Origin of the sequence: Pricia sp. (assembly GCF_041745955.1) — a bacterium.
Taxonomy (GTDB): domain Bacteria; phylum Bacteroidota; class Bacteroidia; order Flavobacteriales; family Flavobacteriaceae; genus Pricia.
Genome location: NZ_JBGTHY010000002.1, coordinates 1 through 17,819, shown reverse-complemented (window position 1 = coordinate 17,819; position 17,819 = coordinate 1). Strand labels below are relative to the sequence as shown.

Below are 17,819 nucleotides of genomic sequence, written 5' to 3'. Positions count from 1 at the left end.
GCAGTCAATGTTGTTTTACCGTGATCCACGTGTCCAATAGTGCCTATGTTCAAGTGCGGTTTGGAACGATCGTATTTTTCCTTTGCCATTTTAGTGAATTTTAATCTTAGTTATATATTAGTGTGTAATAGTACCGTGATTGAGCCAACGATGGGAATTGAACCCATGACCTCTTCCTTACCAAGGAAACGCTCTACCCCTGAGCTACGTCGGCGTAAAGTGTTTAATATCTTCATCCTTAACTTCAACCGTATTATAAGGAGAAGATTCCTGCCTCCGCAGGAATGACAAAACTTGTCAATCTTGAGCGGGAGACCGGGTTCGAACCGGCGACATTCAGCTTGGAAGGCTGACGCTCTACCAACTGAGCTACTCCCGCAATCCTTCAAACAAATTCCAAAAATCAAATTCCAAAAAATTGGAGTTTGGGGCTTGGAATTTGGATTTTTCCATTTTGTGGGGAGAGCAGGATTCGAACCTGCGAAGACGTAGTCAGCAGATTTACAGTCTGCCCTCGTTGGCCGCTTGAGTATCTCCCCGACCTGATTTTTAAGAACTTAAGAGCCGATAGAGGGACTCGAACCCACGACCTGCTGATTACAAATCAGCTGCTCTAGCCAGCTGAGCTACATCGGCCTTTTACCTCCTTTACTGCAAAAAAAAGTCCGCTATTTCTAACGGACTGCAAATGTATAGATTTATTTGTTTATTCAAAACAAATTCGCAAAAATTTTAATCAAGCCTGAACGCGCATTTTTTCTTTACGTTTTATAAGCTTTCGTTCAAGGGAACTACAGGCAGAATCCACCGCTTCCTCGAAACTTTTACACTGTTTCTTCATCATAAACACATCGCCCGGAACGTTCAATTTTATTTCTACGATTTTATTTTCCTTCACACTGGTGTTCTCCACTTTTAAAAAGACATCGGCGTTTATGATTTTATCATAGAAAGTCTCCAATTTATCCATTCTATTCTGTAAAAAATCGATAAGTTTTCTGTCGGCATTAAAATTGACCGATTGAGCGTTTACTTGCATAGGTAAAAGTTTTAAGGTTAAACTATTGTTTTTTGCCCCTCGGATGGGCTGATGCATGTACCTTTTTAAGTTCGGCAATACTATTGTGCGTATACACTTGTGTAGAGGCCAAACTCGAATGCCCCAATAGTTCTTTCACGGAATTCAGGTCCGCTCCTTCGTTGAGCAAATGGGTCGCAAAAGTGTGCCTTAAGATATGGGGACTCTTTTTAACCTTTGAAGACACCTTACTAAAGTAGGAATTTATTAATCGATAGACAAGGGTTTCATAGGTTTTATAACCTGACTTTAACAAAAACACATAGGCCGTGTCGACAATAGTTTCAAGCGAAGCCCGCTGTTCAAAATACCCCTCCAAAGCCCGAACCGTAGAGGGCAATAAAGGCAACACACGCTCTTTGTTCCGTTTGCCCAATACTTTAATCAGACTCCCGGCGAGGTCTACATCGGCCATTTTCAAATGGATGAGTTCGGCCCTGCGGATGCCCGTAGTATAAAGTAGCTCGATAATCAACGTATCACGGATACCCTCAAAGTCATCGGAATACTCGATATGCGAAAGCACCTTGCGCATCTCTTCATCCGAAAAAGGGATTTCGATTTTTTTGGATGTTTTTAACGCCCGGTGTTTTGCCAAGGGATTTGTACCGATGCGACCGATACCCTGTAAAAATTTATAATATGATTTCAAGGAGGCCGTCTTACGATTAACGGAACGATTGGAAATTTTGCTATCTACCAAACATACTATCCAATTTCGGATGATTGGATATTCGACATCATCAATACCTTCGAGGCCGAATTCTCCGGAACAGAAAGATGCAAAAGCCTCGATATCGTTTTGATAGGCGGTTACCGTATGGACGGAATACTTTTTTTCTAGGGACAAATAAGCAATGAAACGTTCTAGAGACATATAACGAAGGTAGTAAAAACAAAAAATCCCGCGAACAGCGGGATTTAATTATTAATTAATTGTAATTTAATACAAAATCAGGATTTAGATTTCCTCCTTATCCCTTAAACCTTGTATGTATTCAGCTTTTTGTATCTGCGCCCTGCGCTCTACGGAGGGTTTGGTAAACTGTTGACGCTTGCGCAATCGCCGCATCGTACCCGTTTTGTCAAACTTGCGCTTGAAACGTTTTAAAGCCCTATCGATATTCTCCCCTTCTTTAACTGGTATAATTAACATTGGCTACAACCTCCTTTCTTAAATAATTAATATAAAGCGCAAATATAAAACTAATTTATAAATGGCAGTACTTTAGTGACAAATTTCTTTTGAACCGGTGATAAATCCCAAATGTCAAATCCCAAATCCTGAACTTAATGCTTAATGCCGAACAGAATTCTGAAACCTGAACCGAATGCTTAATGCTGAAAAACAGGTGAAAACTATGACAAAGTTTGAAACTATGTCAAAGTTGACCTACTAGCCCGATGGCGGCCGATACTCCTTTTTATCGATTAGAATTTTGGCGAGTATTTCCTTTAGTATCTCGGAAGTGCCCCCACCGATAGGCCCCAATCGGCTATCGCGCATCAGGCGTGCCATCGGATAGTCTTCAATATACCCGTAACCGCCCAAAAATTGCAGACAGTCATATATCACCTCATCCGCCATTTTGGTGGCTTTGAGTTTCGAAATCGTAGCCTCACGGACTACATAATCGCCTTTCCCCATTTTTTGGACGACACCATAATTGTAGTGTTTGCACAATTCCATATCGGCGTGAAGATCCACAAAACGATGGCGCAGGGCCTGATATTGGTCTATCGATTTACCGAAGGTTTCACGCTCCGACATATATTGCAGGGCATAATCCAAAGCATATTCGGCTCTGGCGTGCGCATTGATGCCCATGATCAATCGCTCTAATGCAAAGGCCTCCATGATATAGGTAAACCCTTTGCCCTCTTCGCCCATCAGGTTGGCCATCGGCACCTCAACATTATCAAAGGCCAACTCGGCCGTATCGGATGCCCGCCAACCCAACTTGTTGAGCTTGTTCTTGGTCACCCCTTTACTATGTAGGTCTACGATAAAAATACTGATGCCCTTATTCCCGGCAGCGGGGTCGGTCTTAACGGCCAAAATGATGTAATCGCCAAAGACCCCGTTCGTTATGAAGGTTTTAGATCCGTTGATGACATAGGTGTCCCCCTTTTTGGTCGCGGTGGTCCGCATTCCCGCCACATCACTGCCCCCAAAGGGTTCGGTCACCCCGAGACATCCAATTTTTTCTCCGTCAATACTTGGGGTCAGAAATGATTCTTTTTGGGCCGCGTTACCGTTCTTGTGCAAATGGGTCATGGCCAGATAGGCATGGGCCCAGATCGCAGCGGCAAAACCTCCGGAATCGATTTTTTGGAGTTCTTCAAGCAGAATAACGGTATAAAAAAGGTCGAGGCCCAGACCGCCATCAGCTTCTGGCACAGCAAGGCCGAAATAGCCCATTTCGCCAAACTTTTTCCAAATAAAGCGCTCTATTTGTCCGGACGCTTCCCACTTCTCGATATGGGGCACGACTTCTTTCTGTAAAAAATCTTTAAGACTCTCCCTAAACAGGCGATGTTCTTCGGTGAAGTACATACTTTGCATAGCTTTTTTTAAAGGGACAAATATAAAGCTATTCTATCGATTTTTTCGAATGGGAAACCTTCAATATTTTCAAGTTCTTCCAAAGAAAGGATGCCGTTATTGACATTTCGGTATTCTACGATACGTTCGGCAACCTGTTTTTGAATATATACCAACGCAGCTATCTCGTATACCGAGGCTGTATTGACGTTTATTTTAGGGATATCGGGCTTTTGCCGCACCCTGTACCTTTCGAGCGTTCTTCCGACCACCTCGGGATCCATACCGTACACATCGTACAATTGATCGTCGACAAGGAAGCCGCCCAGCCTGTTTCTGAACTTTAGGATCCGGGCGGATAGTTTTTCGCCTATGCCATTGATCTTTCGCAGTTCTTGGGCGGTGGCGGTGTTCAAATCTTTGACTGCCACATTCTGCGGGTCCTTCCCCAAATCTTTACGAGGGGATGGCCCATTTTCATAAGAATGGCTTCCGACCCCATACTGGTTACTGCCTACTGACGACTGCTTACCCGATTTCGTCCATTCCGGGAATTTGAAATGTGGGGATATGTCATCCAGTAACGCATCGGACACTTGGGTGACTTTCTGGAATTCTTCCGCAGTGTTCGCAAATTTGTTCTGTTTGCGGAAGGCATGCAGCCTATCGATTTCATCCGTAGACATCCCTAAAACATATCCTTTATGATCAGTGATAAAGTTAGGATTGAAGGGATAGATTTTTACGGAATCCTTTTTCAGGGCCGCTTGCTTTAGGGCGTCGATTTGAGTTTGCATTTCGCGGTCTACCACTAAGGCATCCTGCTGCGTATCCCCAGAAAAACGTCCATAAAAATAATAACCTACCTGTAGCGATATTATGATGAGGAGCAAAAAGAAAATCCCACTTCGTTCCTGTGTATTGAACCGAAAGTGGGATTTTAAGTTGTTCACGAAAGGTCAGTTTGGATCAGTAACCTCTTAAAACGTGTGACACCAATAGATTATTGCCTGTTTACCGAACACTCGGTTATGAACAGCTGAGAATATCCTAACTTTACCCCCAAATTATTCCTTCACGGTTTTCTGTTTTTTGAACAGCTCGTTCGCCTTGAGCTTTTTCCAATAGCCTTCAAGGTCGGCTTTCACTTCCCCTGACATGATATAAAGCCCAATAATATTGGGAAAGGACATGGCCAAGATCATCATATCGGAAAAATCGAGTACGGCGCCCAAACTTACCGAGGCCCCGATAACAATGAATACCAAGAAAAACATTTTATAGGTCATTTCGGATTTTGTACTTTTTCCGAACAAATACGTCCAAGCGCGCATACCGTAATAAGACCATGAGATCATAGTCGAGAAGGCAAACAGAAATACGGCGATACCTAAAACATAGGGGAACCAGGAGATTTGGCTTCCGAAGGCATCGGAAGTCAACTGTGCACCGGCCATACCCTCAACTTCGTGCATACCCGTAAAAACGAGCACCAATGCGGTAAGCGTACATACCACTACGGTGTCTATAAATGGTTCAAGCAAGGCTACGAAACCTTCGGATGGTGGATGGTTTGTTTTGGCCGCGCTGTGTGCGATGGCAGCCGAACCTACCCCTGCTTCATTGGAAAAGGCCGCTCTTTGAAAACCAACCACCAAAACACCGATGACGCCACCCTTGAGTGCACTTGGGCTAAAAGCACCGTCAAAAATGGCCCCAAAGGCGGCACCCAGATTCTGAATATTCATAATGATAACCACCAGTGCGGCAAGCACATAAATACCGGCCATTAGAGGAACAATTTTTTCGGTAACCTTTGCAATACTCCGTATTCCGCCTATGATAACCACACCAACCAGAATGGCGGTTACAATACCGAACCAAAAACCATTACCTGCCAGTACCGGGAACTGCCCGGCCAACTGTTCAAACGACTGGTTGGCCTGAAACATGTTACCACCACCAAAGGAGGCCCCTATCGCCAAAACAGCAAATACGGCAGCGAGCACTTTCCCAAAACCTTTCATGTTCCGTTTTTCGAGGCCGTAGCGTAGATAGTTCATAGGCCCGCCAAAAACACGACCATCAGGAAGGATATTCCGGTACTTGACACCTAAGGTACATTCCACGAATTTTGACGACATTCCTAAAAGTCCGCATACGATCATCCAAAAAGTCGCCCCTGCACCTCCCACGGAGACCGCGACTGCAACACCGGCAATATTACCAAGGCCTACAGTGCCCGAAACAGCTGTTGCCAGAGCTTGAAAATGGGTGACTTGTCCCGGCGCATTGGGGTCGTCGTACTTGCCTTTGGCCAGCTCTAGGGAATGCTTGAAGCCGCGAACATTGATAAACCCCATGCGAATGGTAAAGAAAAGCGCCCCAAGAACGAGCCATATCACGATAAAGGGTATAGGTTTCGTTACCGGATCACCGTTAGGATGTAACAAGGGCTCGGGTCTGTCATATTTGATTTCAGCCAAAAAGTGAGCGCCTTGCGCGATGACATGTTCGGCATTTTCGGAATTATAGATGGCCTTACCTTCCTGCACCAGATACCTTAGCTCCCCATTAGCGGAAGCAATGACAGTTTCGTCGGCCCCATTATCACGGGATACCACTGCGATTTGATCACCTTTCTTCACCTCTGAACCTTCCGCTTTCAACCATTTTTTTAATACAAACTTGTCCTCCACATTTGCAGACCATCCGGGGGTTCTGACCAACTTTGCATCGGCATAGGCTATGGGGTCATATATACCTATGGCGGCAAATGGATCCCAAAATAGCACGGAACCCAATGCATCGACCGCGGGGGTCATTACGCCGTTGAAAACCTCAGTTATCGCTTGGGTCTTCACTTGATATTTTTTGGTGATCGAAGCTCCTTTCGCATCCGTAACCGTTACCGAATAATCGATACCTTCGGTCAGACCGACCGCTTTATTACTCGATAGCGGCGTTTCTTCATTGCTCCACTTATAGGTATAGGGGGAAGTACCGCCAAGCACCTGTATCTCGATTACCCCGTCATTAATAATATCCGACGGGTTCATTACCGCTTCGTTGACCCTAAGCTCTTGTTGTGCGTTCACCACAAAAGCGAACAATGTTAAACATAAAAAAAGATAGTTTTTCGTTGGGTATACCATGTGTGGTCTTTGTGAAACGGTTAATAAACGTTTGGGATGCTCTTGTTAAAGAAAGCCCAATATCCTAAAAATAAGCAGAACAATCAAATAATACTTTCGAATTAACCTAAACGCATCACTAAAAACCTGCCCGAAGCTACCATCGAATTACTCGATATGGAACATCTCGTGCAGTTTTCGTATCTGCTCTGGCCGTCCCAGAACTATAACTTTACTCTTTGGCTTTAGCTGCAGATCTGCTTCGGGATTGATAATATAATTGCCATCAGGTTCGATATACCCTATAATGGTGCAGCCTGTCTTTCTTCGCAGGTCGAGGTCGCGCAGGGAATTACAGTCTACATGCTCTTTAAAATCCTCTATGGCCACTTCTTCGAGGTTGGTGGTATTTTTACCTTCGGTACCCAACTGGTCCATAAACGTGATCAGGTCGGGCATGACCACCAACGAGGCCATGTGGTCGCCCCCGATACGGTCGGGCATAATTACCTTATCAGCACCTGCCAACAACAATTTCTTATATGAGTTTGCCAACGAGGCCCTACTGATGATGAACAGGCCTTTGTTCATTTGCCTTGCCGATAGCACCACGAAAAGATTCGCGGCGTCATCGGGCATCGCCGCTATAAGGTACTGCGACCGTTCTATACCGGCCTCGCCCAGAATTTCGTCTTCATTGGCATCGCCTTCTACGAAAAGTATCCCTTCCTCTGCGAATTTTTCGATGACTTCGCGATCTTTTTCAATGACGACAAAGGGTTTTTTATAGGTTCTCAAACGTTCGGCCGCCTGTATACCGTTACGTCCGAAACCACATAGGATCACATGATCGGACAACTTGTTGATTCTGTCTTTCACTTTCTTCTTTTTTAAAAGTTGTAGCGAGTTTCTGCTTAGGATGTATTCCGAGATCAACGAAATGGAGAAGGCAAAAATAAATACGCTTGAGATTATTAAAAATACGGTAAAAATTTTCCCCTCGGTACTCAGCGGACCTACTTCCGAAAACCCGACGGTAGTGATTGTAATTGCGGTCATGTAGACGGCATCCAACCAAGAAAAGTCCGAAATATATCGATATCCTAAAATACCTGTGGTCAGCACCAGTACTATCAATGCCAATGCGAGAAAGATTCTGGACCGAAAGATGTTCAATAGGTTCATAGGTCAAAAACGGAGGTGCGTTTGGTGTAGACCAGATCTTTGATGCGCAGCCAAAAGGCCAAGAAAAGATACAGGGCAAAGCCAAAACCGAGGGTCACGAATGTAAGGTAGATAAACGAGGTGCGCACTACCCGCGTGCGAATACCCAGACGTTCGGCGATCCGACGGCAGACTTCGAAGCCGCGTTTTTGGAAGTAGTAGAGAAGTTGGTACAAGATGTTCATGAGTAAAGTTCAAGTTTCGAGCGCAAGTGCAAAAAAAGTTTATGGGTATGTGGCTTTGGTAGTTTAGTTCAAAACTTCGTGCTTCGTGCTTCGTGCTTCGTAAAATTAACCATTTCCCTGCAATAAACGATTCCCCACAGCGCATTGCAGGCATTTGTTCCGGGTACAATATTCATTATATAACTGCAATATGGCTTGGCTTTCCTTGGCATTACCGATAGAAATACCGTGATGATCAAAGTTAACGATAATACTGTTTTCCTCTTTTTTTATTTGGGATATGATTTGGATGATCTCTTCGTTGGCTTCCTTGCCCTGATGTTGTGCATAGCAGAATTTCAGGGGCAAGAGGGTATTGATGATCAAAAGATCGATAAAGCTTTTTGTCAGCCTTTTGATACTTTTTTTGGATGTTTTTCCGAACGTAAAATGCTCGTTCCAATAGGCACTTGCCGAAACTTCGAATAGCTCATATAGCTCTTCCAGCTGGGATGCGTGTATCACCCTGCTGAAAAGATTTTGATGTTTGGTATACAGGTTTGCCAACTGTGATAGCCGGATGGTGGGGAAGTTCGGGGGCCTTAGTTTGAAGAATTCCGGTTTTTGCACGTTTCCTTCCCCTAAATCGAACTTATTCTTAAAATGGACGTATTCTTTTTTTAGCTGGATGTAATAATCATCCGGAATTTCTTCCGAATCCAATAAGTGTGACATTCCATAGAAAACACTTTCCAAGGCCAAGGAGTCGGATTGTAGCTTACGTACCGTCGAAAAATCCAAGGCCCGGGCCAAGCTTAAAAAGGATGCCCCATTTATTTTTAGTCCGAAATTCTTGAGCAGCATGGCAAAAAGCACCTGCTCCCAGTCGTTTTTGGAGCTTTCCAACAGCTCGAAAACGAATTGGGACTTACGTTCCAACCTTTCGAAATACAAGCGTTCCAGCCAATTTTCTATAATAAAGTTATCAACATGCCCGATATTTTTCTCGCAATTGATAAATTGAACGCCATTTTTATCGAATAGCTTTTGATAGGCGTCCAAAACACCTGGTGGGATACAGCTTCGCAGCTCAAGCGTAGGAATTTCGGAATTATCACTGCGAAAGACCGCAGCGTCATCTTCCCAGACCACGTGAAGAATCACATTGTTATAGTTGGCATCCTGTTCGTGATGGTGCGCATACCAGTCCGAAGAATTTAGGTGGATTTCAACATTGCCCGCCCAAAGCTGTCCGCCGATGATTACCTGGGCATTAAAAAAATCCGGGCCCGCCAAATGGTTGTGCGTGCCGGTTTCGACGATACGAATAGGCTGCTTATTTGTGCCGACCAGATCATCTAACTGCAATTTTTTGTATTTCCAGATGAAATGTAGCAGGTCTTCTTTCAAGGTATTTTTGGTTTGTGGTTTGTGGTTTGTGGTTTACAGGTTGAATGCTACTATTTTGGACATTATCGATTGAAAAATTCAAGGTTCAAAGCTGCAGTTGGCAGATTCAAAGTTCAAGGTCGAACACATATAACTTTGAACAGCTGCAAAGTAGCGATTAAACCTTAAACCGTTTTAGCTTATGGTTGAACTTGAAAAGATTGGTAATACAACTGCCACTCGCTACTGCCTACTCTTCGATGACCTCCCCTTCCCAATTCATAAATCCACCTTCCAAGTTGTAGGCGTTCTTAAAGCCAACACTGTTCATAATGACACAGGCCTGACCACTTCGGTTTCCGCTTCGGCAATAGACGTAATAATTTTTGCCTTTGTCGAGTTTTTCGACCTCGTTAAGGAAATCCTGCCCCAGATAAAAATCGATATTGACGGCATTGGGTATATGTCCCCCCTCTAGTTCCTCGGGTGTGCGCACGTCTAAAATAAAGGCGTTTTCATCCTTTTCTAGTTGGTCTTCCCATTCTTGCTGTGATAGATTCATGAATATCATTTTTTTGTCATCCCAAAAATAATATAATTATCCGAAAAGACCCCTCTTTTAATTTTTAACAAAACATTGGCTCGCTCCCTTTACTTTCCTTTAAAAAGTCCTGTATATTTGTCTATACAATTGTTGAGGGCGTATGAATGTAGAGAAAATCATTAAAACGGATAAAGAAATTCCCCTTAAAAGTAGAACGATTATCCATTTTATATTGGTGGACGTTAAAATTAAAGAAACCATCTTTACCGCTCTCAAATCCTACGGGGTATCATTGCAACAGTTCAATGTATTACGGATTTTGAGGGGGCAGAACGGTAAACCCGCCAACCTCTCGACCTTGAACGAGCGTATGGTGACCAAAATGAGCAATACCACCCGGTTGGTCGATAAACTTTTGCTGAAAGGGTACGTACACCGCCGTATATGCCCCTCGAACCGCAGAAAAATCGAGATTTCCATTACGGATCAAGGTATCGCACAATTGGAGAGAATGGATGGGGCAATGAAAGATGCCGAAGATAAAATACTCGAAAACCTGTCCCAAAAAGAATTGGAACAACTGAACTTTTTGTTCGACAAATTTTAAATAGCAACATTAATTATTAACAAGATTCCGGCCGGAGTTTATGCTGAGCGCCGGAATGACAAAAATCACTAATTTATGAAAAGAGGAGTTTTTAGTTTAGCATTGGCCTTAGTTTTTGGCGTAGCCACCGCCACCGAACCCGTTGCCGACGAGAAGAAAAAAGTAAAGGCCGATGCAAGTACGGTAACTTGGAAAGCCTATAAAGTAACCGGCTCCCACACGGGCACCTTACAACTGGAGCAAGGGTCGTTGATGTTCGACGGCGAAAAACTTACGGGCGGCGAATTCACGGTCGATATGTCAAGTTTGGTCTCAACAGACCTTGAAGGCGATCCAGAAAGCAAAGGGAAGTTGGAAGGACACCTGAATTCCGAAGATTTTTTCCATACCGAGAAGCATGCCACCTCGAAATTGGTCTTTACCAAAGTAAAATCCACTGGAAAGAATTCTTACGAAGTTACAGGGGATCTTACTATTAAGGACATCACCAAACCGGTAGTTTTTGACATGTCCGTTTACGGAAGCAAGGCCACCGCTACCGTTAAAGTGGATCGTACCAACTATGATATCAAATTCCGTTCAGGAAACTTTTTCGAGAATTTGGGGGACAAGACCATCTATGACGAGTTTGATTTGGTCGTTGATCTGGAATTCTAGTATTTCAATACTTTTAAAAGCACACCTAGGGGCCTGAAATTTTCGGCCCCTATATTTTTTACGTCATCCGCTTGTCCTTTTAAAAATGATTTCTATATTTGACCAATGATTTACAACAGCATACAAACTTGGTGGTGGAACAACTTTCGATAAGCATCGTGAGCTGAGCATCATTGTAGTACAACTATATAGGGCCTGTCATCACGACAGGCTTTTTTAATTAAATTATTTTGTCATTTCCGCACCTCGTCCGCGCTCAGCGCAAACTCCGGCGGAAATCTTTTGAACGATATCGAAATGAAATATAAACTTAAGACCAGCTACAAGCGCATCCTTGCCGACACCATCACTCCCGTAAGCGTCTATCTAAAGATCAGAGATCGCTTTCCCAACAGTATCCTATTGGAAAGTAGCGATTATCACGCCAATGACAACAGCTTTTCCTATATCTGCTGCAATCCCATCGCCTCGATCAAAATAGCGAATGAAATGATCGTACAGCAGTTTCCCGATGGTACATCCGAAGAAATCGGTATTGAAACCGACACCGACGTTGTACATATCATCAACGAATTTAGCCAGAGGTTCGAGACCGAAAACAAGGATTTCAAATTTATCGTCAACGGACTTTTCGGTTATATGGCCTATGACGCGGTACGCTATTTTGAGGATGTACAATTGCAAAAAAAAGCGGACAGCATTGCCATTCCCGATATATACTACGCAGTATATAAAAATGTAATCGCCATCGACCATTTCAAGAACGAGGCCTATATTTTTGCGCATTGTTTTGAGGAAGATGAAAATACGGTCGAGATTGAACGTATTTTGAATGTTCGCAATTTCGCTTCCTATACTTTTTTGATGGATGGCGCGGCCATTTCCAATCTGAAAGATGAAGAATACAAAGAACATGTACGTCTGGCCAAAAAACACTGCCAGCGCGGCGATGTGTTTCAATTGGTGCTTTCAAGACGTTTTTCACAAGATTTTAAGGGGGATGAATTTAACGTATATCGTGCCTTACGTTCCGTAAATCCTTCGCCTTACCTGTTTTATTTCGATTATGGGGATTTTAAGATCTTCGGAAGTTCCCCCGAGGCCCAATTAGTAGTTAAGGACGGAATAGCCGAAATTCACCCCATCGCAGGCACCTTTAAACGAACCGGCAACGATGAAAAGGATGCTATTTTGGCCAAACAACTGACCGAAGACGATAAGGAAAACAGCGAACACGTGATGCTCGTTGACCTTGCCCGCAACGACCTCAGCCGCAACGGCAGTCTGGTCAAGGTCACCAATTATCGCGAAGTGCAGTTCTTTTCGCACGTTATCCATCTGGTATCGAAAGTAACGGGACAAATAAAAAAGAATATCCCGACACTTAAAGTAGTAGCAGACACTTTCCCGGCCGGAACATTGAGCGGCGCCCCAAAACACAGGGCCATGCAATTGATAGAACACTATGAAAAAACAAGCCGGGGCTATTACGGCGGCGCCATAGGTTTTATGGATTTTAATGGCAATTTCAACCACGCCATCATGATCCGCACCTTTCTCAGCAAGAACCATCAACTGCACTATCAAGCCGGTGCAGGATTGGTAGCCGCCTCCGATCCTGACGATGAATTGGAGGAAACCTATCACAAACTGGGCGCGCTGACCAAGGCTTTGGAGATTGCGGAGGGCATATAAAAGTCGTACGGCCGCCGAATCCCATGGCAGCATTAAATCGTTACAACAAGAAAATGAACACAAAAAATATACACATAGACAAGAGTTCTACCCGCAAGATAAAGTCAGGCGTCTCCGTTCTCGTCATCGACAACTACGATAGCTTCACCTATAATCTCGTACATTATCTTGAAGACCTGGGATGCTCGGTGACCGTAAGGCGAAACGACCGTTTGACCTTGGAAGAGGTCGATGCCTTCGATAAAATTGTACTATCGCCAGGTCCCGGAATTCCCGATGAAGCGGGATTGCTCAAGGAAATCATTGCCAAATATGCCCCGACCAAAAGTATTTTAGGGGTCTGCCTTGGGCAACAGGCCATTGGTGAGGTCTTCGGTGGAACCCTTATTAATTTGGACGAAGTGCACCACGGCGTCGCCACTCAAATACGAATTACAAAAGAGGATGTGATTTTTGCGGGACTTTCAAAGGAAATCGAAGTGGGCAGGTATCACTCATGGGTAGTAAATCCAGATTTACCCGCAGTTTTAGAGGCTACTTCGGTCGATGAAAACGGCCAGGTCATGTCCCTCCGTCACAGAGAGTACGACGTCTGCGCCGTACAGTTTCATCCGGAGTCGGTTTTGACACCCGATGGGAAGAAGATATTAGAGAACTGGATTAATAAGTAGTTAATAGAACTAATGAAAGACACGCTAAATAAACTGATCAACCACGACATCCTCTCCAAATCCGATGCCAAGAAAATACTTGTCAATATGGCCAAAGGCGATTATAATACCAGTCAGATCGCGGCCTTTGTAACCGTTTACATGATGCGAAGTATCACCATCGAAGAACTTGAAGGCTTCCGTGACGCGCTGTTGGAACTGTGCTTGGCGGTAGACCTGTCCGAATACGACCCCATCGATCTCTGCGGTACGGGCGGCGACGGCAAGGACACCTTTAATATTTCGACATTGGCCTCTTTCGTGACCGCCGGGGCCGGCGCGAAAGTTACCAAACACGGCAACTACGGCGTTTCCAGCAAATGCGGAAGCAGTAACGTCATGGAATTCCTCGGCATCAAGTTCAGCAGCGAAAAAGAATTTTTGGAAAAATCGATTGACAAAGCAGGTATCTGCGTGCTACATGCGCCCCTGTTTCATCCCGCAATGAAGAACGTGGCCCCAATACGCCGCGATCTGGGGGTTAAGACTTTTTTCAATATGTTGGGGCCGATGGTCAACCCCGCCTTCCCAAAAAATCAGCTGGTCGGCGTTTTCAACCTCGAACTGGCGCGTATGTATGGGTATCTCTATCAGAATACCGATAAAAAATTCACGGTATTGCACTCCCTCGACGGGTACGACGAAATCTCCTTGACCGGAAACACAAAAACTATCTCAAACCGCTCAGAAGGCATGCTAAAACCCTCGGATTTCGGTGTGCCAGCCATTAAACAATCCGAAATTTTGGGAGGCGATAGCATCGAAGCATCCGCCAAAATATTCTTGAACGTCCTGCAAGGCCAAGGCACCGAGGCACAGAACAATGTGGTCTGCGCCAATGCCGGGGTGGCGATTGCCACGGTCAAGAATTTGAGTGTCAAAGAAGGTTTTGAACAGGCGAAGGAGTCGCTTAGGAGCGGCAAGGGATTACTAGCATTGAAGAAATTACAGGAGTTAAGTAAGGCATCTTAAGGTACATTATTCGGTACTAAGAATTGTTGTGAGCGGCAGGCTTTTAAAAAGTATTGATTTAAATTGATACGGTTTTTTCGCTGTATCACTTTAGCGAAAAGCGTAGAACAAGCTTTTAAGAAATGAACATTTTAGATAAAATAGTGGCGGACAAACGAACGGAAGTAGATTTAAAAAAATCGGTGATTCCAGTTTCGCAATTGGAAAAATCGGTATTGTTCGGTCGCCCGACCATTTCTTTGGCCGCTGCCCTCCGCAAAAGTGACTCGGGCATCATCGCCGAACACAAAAGACGTTCTCCGTCCAAATCAGTTATCAACCAAGACCTGAATGTACAAGACGTCGCCAAAGGCTATGAAAATGCCGGCGTCTGCGGTATGTCCGTTCTAACGGACAGTAAATATTTCGGAGGTTCCTTAGATGATCTGCTACTGGCTCGCGCAGCCGTTCAAATGCCATTATTGCGCAAAGAATTCATTATCGACGAATATCAGGTTCTAGAGGCTAAGGCCAACGGTGCGGATGTCATCCTTTTAATCGCGGCAATCTTGGAAAAGGATAAAATCAAGCGCTTTTCGGAACTGGCAAAAAGTTTGCATCTCGATGTGATCCTCGAAGTCCACAACGAAGAAGAGCTCCATAAATCCATCATGCCCAATCTGGATATGTTGGGCGTCAACAACCGAAACCTAAAGAACTTTGAAGTCAGCATAGAGACCAGTAAAACACTCTCAAAACTGATTCCCGATGATTTTGTGAAAGTGTCGGAAAGCGGTATCAGTAGCATCGAAGCCATAAAAGACTTGAAACCCTACGGGTATCAAGGGTTTTTGATCGGAGAGAATTTTATGCGCACGAAAAATCCGGGAGTAGCTGCGGGGGAGTTTATTGGCAATTTAGGTTAAAGTTCAAACCTCTGTAAGGTTTATATTTTTAACAAGAAACAGTATCCATTCAAAGAACTTTGTATTTCGAGACAAATATTTAAGATGTCTAAAACAACATAACAATGAAACTAAAAATCTGCGGAATGAAATTGAATACGGCCGAGGTAGCAGCTTTACGGCCCGACTACCTAGGCTTTATTTTCTGGGAATCTTCCAATAGATTTTTTGATGACGAGATTCCAGAACTACCGGGCAGTATTCAAAAGGTTGGCGTTTTTGTTGATGCCCCAGTAGAAGAAATTCTAAATAAGGTAAAAAAGTACGATTTACAGGCGGTGCAATTACATGGTAAAGAAAACCCGGAGTTTTGTTATGAACTACGTGCCAAGTCAAGCACAAGGGATGTCAAGTCACAGCCAATCAATGTGAGATTGAGCTCAGCCAATGTCAGGTCGAGCGCAGTCGAGACCTCCCTCGCGGTAACAAACCTCAAAATCATCAAAGTCTTCCCCATAAAAGACGACTTCGATTTCAGCCTCCTAAAACCCTACGAAGAAGTCTGCGACTATTACCTCTTCGACACCAAAGGCAAACTCCCAGGCGGAAACGGTTATGCCTTCGATTGGAGGGTACTCAAAAACTACTCTTCGACCAAACCCTATTTTTTAAGTGGCGGTATTGGTTTGGCAGATGCGGAGGCCATCAAAGAATTCATGAGACGGCCGGAAGCGAAGAATTGTTATGCTATCGATGTTAACAGTCGGTTTGAGATAGAGCCAGGACTGAAGCATGTTGAGAGGTTGAAGGAATTTAGACAACTATTAAGTATAATATAATTTTTGACAATATTATTTTGTTGGAAAAAGGTTTCAACAAATTCGAAAAATCAAACTGGGAGGAGCATAAAAACCGAAACCCAATGGTTTGAAAAAATCAGGGACCACTGGGAATAAGATTAAGTAAAGACATTAACTCACTTTAACTATAATGAAACCTATGTCCTTTATCGACACTGAAATAGATCCCAAAAGCAAGAAGATTGTTGATATTGGGAGTGTAAAAAGTGATGGGAGTATTTTTCACTCGAATTCGATAAATGATTTTGCTGACTTCCTGAATAATGCTGACTTCATTTGTGGCCATAATATAATCAGACATGATTTGAAGTACATCCAAAAATACCTTTCGTCTCAAGGGATAAACCATTTGCGGTATATTGATACGTTAGTTTTATCTCCTTTACTATTTCCTACAAAGCCCTATCATCGCCTACTAAAAGATGAAAAAATACAAACCGATGAATTAAACAATCCGGTAAATGATTCCCAAAAGGCAAAAGATTTATTCTATGATGAAATAGCTGCTTTTGGTACTTTGGACGAATCTCTAAAACAGATATATTATTTACTGCTAAAAGAACATGATGAGTTCTTGTATTTCTTCGAATATATATCCTTTACAAATTCCGAAGACGCCTTACTAACAAAATTGATCAATGAACAATTTCAGAATAAATTTTGCTCAACTGCCCCAATAGAAATCTTAATAGATAAACACCCGATCGAACTCGCTTATTGTTTGGCATTAATTAATAGTACAGACCGCTATTCTATTACGCCAAGATGGGTTTTAATGAATTATCCGGAAGTAGAGAGGATGATGTACTTGCTTCGAAATAAACCCTGTTTAGTCGGTTGCAAATATTGTGATGAAAAATTGGATGCAAAATTAGGATTAAAATATTTTTTTGGCTTCGATTCATACCGCACTTTCAACGATGAACCTTTGCAAGAAAATGCTGTGAATGCTGCAATTAGAAATAAATCCCTTCTTGCAGTTTTTCCCACAGGTGGAGGAAAATCCCTTACTTTTCAAATTCCGGCTTTGATGGCCGGTAGAAACATAAGAGGATTAACCGTTGTGATTTCACCATTACAATCACTAATGAAAGATCAGGTTGATAATCTTGAGAAAACCGGCCTAACAGAATCGGTTACTATTAATGGATTGCTCGACCCAATAGAGCGCAGCAAATCATTTAAAAGGGTGGAAGATGGCTCTGCATCTATCTTATATATATCTCCCGAATCTCTTCGCTCAAAAACTATTGAGCGCCTATTGTTAGGCCGAAATGTTGTTCGTTTTGTTGTCGACGAGGCACACTGCTTTTCGGCTTGGGGACAAGATTTTAGAGTCGATTATTTATATATCGG

General features: G+C 43.5%; 19 protein-coding genes and 4 tRNA genes. 8 read left to right on the top strand and 15 right to left on the bottom strand.

The annotated features are described in order from the left end of the window. The 15 genes from ACEW8S_RS00140 to ACEW8S_RS00070 all read right to left on the bottom strand — a co-directional run. The coding region (locus tag ACEW8S_RS00140) for a GTP-binding protein (protein WP_373516169.1) at positions 1 to 89 on the bottom strand (89 nt) is incomplete at its 3' end. A 53-nt stretch (positions 90 to 142) separates the two neighbouring features. After that, positions 143 to 214 (bottom strand) — tRNA-Thr (locus tag ACEW8S_RS00135). 92 nt (positions 215 to 306) lie between these two features. Continuing rightward, positions 307 to 379 (bottom strand) — tRNA-Gly (locus tag ACEW8S_RS00130). Between the two features lie 78 nt (positions 380 to 457). Next, positions 458 to 539: transfer RNA gene (locus ACEW8S_RS00125), tRNA-Tyr, on the bottom strand. A 23-nt stretch (positions 540 to 562) separates the two neighbouring features. Next, a tRNA-Thr gene (locus ACEW8S_RS00120) sits at positions 563 to 636 on the bottom strand. A 100-nt stretch (positions 637 to 736) separates the two neighbouring features. Beyond that, positions 737 to 1,039, bottom strand: a complete 303-nt coding sequence (gene hpf / locus ACEW8S_RS00115) for a ribosome hibernation-promoting factor, HPF/YfiA family (protein ID WP_373516167.1) — start codon at positions 1,037 to 1,039, stop codon at positions 737 to 739. Between the two features lie 22 nt (positions 1,040 to 1,061). Next, positions 1,062 to 1,955 (bottom strand): tyrosine-type recombinase/integrase, encoded by an 894-nt coding sequence (locus ACEW8S_RS00110; RefSeq protein WP_373516166.1) that lies wholly within the window; start codon positions 1,953 to 1,955, stop codon positions 1,062 to 1,064. 84 nt (positions 1,956 to 2,039) lie between these two features. Then, a complete protein-coding gene (gene rpsU, locus ACEW8S_RS00105; RefSeq protein WP_038234876.1) occupies positions 2,040 to 2,234 on the bottom strand; it encodes a 30S ribosomal protein S21 in 195 nt (64 codons plus the stop codon). Positions 2,235 to 2,474: 240 nt separating this feature from the next. After that, a complete protein-coding gene (locus tag ACEW8S_RS00100) occupies positions 2,475 to 3,644 on the bottom strand; it encodes an acyl-CoA dehydrogenase family protein (protein WP_373516165.1) in 1,170 nt (389 codons plus the stop codon). 8 nt (positions 3,645 to 3,652) lie between these two features. Beyond that, complete coding sequence (locus tag ACEW8S_RS00095) at positions 3,653 to 4,576, bottom strand: ComEA family DNA-binding protein (RefSeq protein WP_373516164.1); 924 nt, start codon at positions 4,574 to 4,576, stop codon at positions 3,653 to 3,655. Positions 4,577 to 4,690: 114 nt separating this feature from the next. Then, a complete protein-coding gene (locus ACEW8S_RS00090; RefSeq protein ID WP_373516168.1) occupies positions 4,691 to 6,682 on the bottom strand; it encodes an amino acid carrier protein in 1,992 nt (663 codons plus the stop codon). A gap of 243 nt (positions 6,683 to 6,925) precedes the next feature. After that, positions 6,926 to 7,942 carry a TrkA family potassium uptake protein gene (locus tag ACEW8S_RS00085; protein ID WP_373516163.1) on the bottom strand — a complete coding sequence of 339 codons (1,017 nt, stop codon included), beginning with the start codon at positions 7,940 to 7,942 and terminating at the stop codon, positions 6,926 to 6,928. After that, positions 7,939 to 8,166, bottom strand: coding sequence for a PspC domain-containing protein (locus ACEW8S_RS00080; RefSeq protein WP_373516162.1), 228 nt, complete (start codon positions 8,164 to 8,166; stop codon positions 7,939 to 7,941). The genes ACEW8S_RS00085 and ACEW8S_RS00080 overlap by 4 nt, the downstream gene beginning before the upstream one ends. A gap of 105 nt (positions 8,167 to 8,271) precedes the next feature. Continuing rightward, a complete protein-coding gene (locus ACEW8S_RS00075; protein ID WP_373516161.1) occupies positions 8,272 to 9,555 on the bottom strand; it encodes a DUF2851 family protein in 1,284 nt (427 codons plus the stop codon). 229 nt (positions 9,556 to 9,784) lie between these two features. Further along, positions 9,785 to 10,096 carry a rhodanese-like domain-containing protein gene (locus tag ACEW8S_RS00070; protein ID WP_373516160.1) on the bottom strand — a complete coding sequence of 104 codons (312 nt, stop codon included), beginning with the start codon at positions 10,094 to 10,096 and terminating at the stop codon, positions 9,785 to 9,787. A gap of 142 nt (positions 10,097 to 10,238) precedes the next feature. Between ACEW8S_RS00070 and ACEW8S_RS00065 the strand changes: the two genes are divergently transcribed. The 8 genes from ACEW8S_RS00065 to ACEW8S_RS00030 form a co-directional block, all read left to right on the top strand. Then, positions 10,239 to 10,685 (top strand): MarR family winged helix-turn-helix transcriptional regulator, encoded by a 447-nt coding sequence (locus ACEW8S_RS00065; RefSeq protein WP_373516159.1) that lies wholly within the window; start codon positions 10,239 to 10,241, stop codon positions 10,683 to 10,685. Positions 10,686 to 10,760: 75 nt separating this feature from the next. Continuing rightward, positions 10,761 to 11,342, top strand: a complete 582-nt coding sequence (locus ACEW8S_RS00060) for a YceI family protein (protein ID WP_373516158.1) — start codon at positions 10,761 to 10,763, stop codon at positions 11,340 to 11,342. 297 nt (positions 11,343 to 11,639) lie between these two features. Then, complete coding sequence (locus tag ACEW8S_RS00055) at positions 11,640 to 13,037, top strand: anthranilate synthase component I family protein (RefSeq protein ID WP_373516157.1); 1,398 nt, start codon at positions 11,640 to 11,642, stop codon at positions 13,035 to 13,037. A gap of 53 nt (positions 13,038 to 13,090) precedes the next feature. Then, positions 13,091 to 13,708 carry an aminodeoxychorismate/anthranilate synthase component II gene (locus tag ACEW8S_RS00050; RefSeq protein WP_373516156.1) on the top strand — a complete coding sequence of 206 codons (618 nt, stop codon included), beginning with the start codon at positions 13,091 to 13,093 and terminating at the stop codon, positions 13,706 to 13,708. A 12-nt stretch (positions 13,709 to 13,720) separates the two neighbouring features. Next, a complete protein-coding gene (gene trpD / locus ACEW8S_RS00045; protein ID WP_373516155.1) occupies positions 13,721 to 14,719 on the top strand; it encodes an anthranilate phosphoribosyltransferase in 999 nt (332 codons plus the stop codon). 122 nt (positions 14,720 to 14,841) lie between these two features. Beyond that, entirely contained in the window at positions 14,842 to 15,624 is a 783-nt protein-coding gene (gene trpC, locus ACEW8S_RS00040) for an indole-3-glycerol phosphate synthase TrpC (RefSeq protein WP_373516154.1), read from the top strand. A 104-nt stretch (positions 15,625 to 15,728) separates the two neighbouring features. After that, complete coding sequence (locus ACEW8S_RS00035; RefSeq protein ID WP_373516153.1) at positions 15,729 to 16,442, top strand: phosphoribosylanthranilate isomerase; 714 nt, start codon at positions 15,729 to 15,731, stop codon at positions 16,440 to 16,442. 160 nt (positions 16,443 to 16,602) lie between these two features. Then, positions 16,603 to 17,819 (top strand): DEAD/DEAH box helicase (locus ACEW8S_RS00030; protein WP_373516152.1); only part of this gene is annotated, 1,217 nt, incomplete at its 3' end.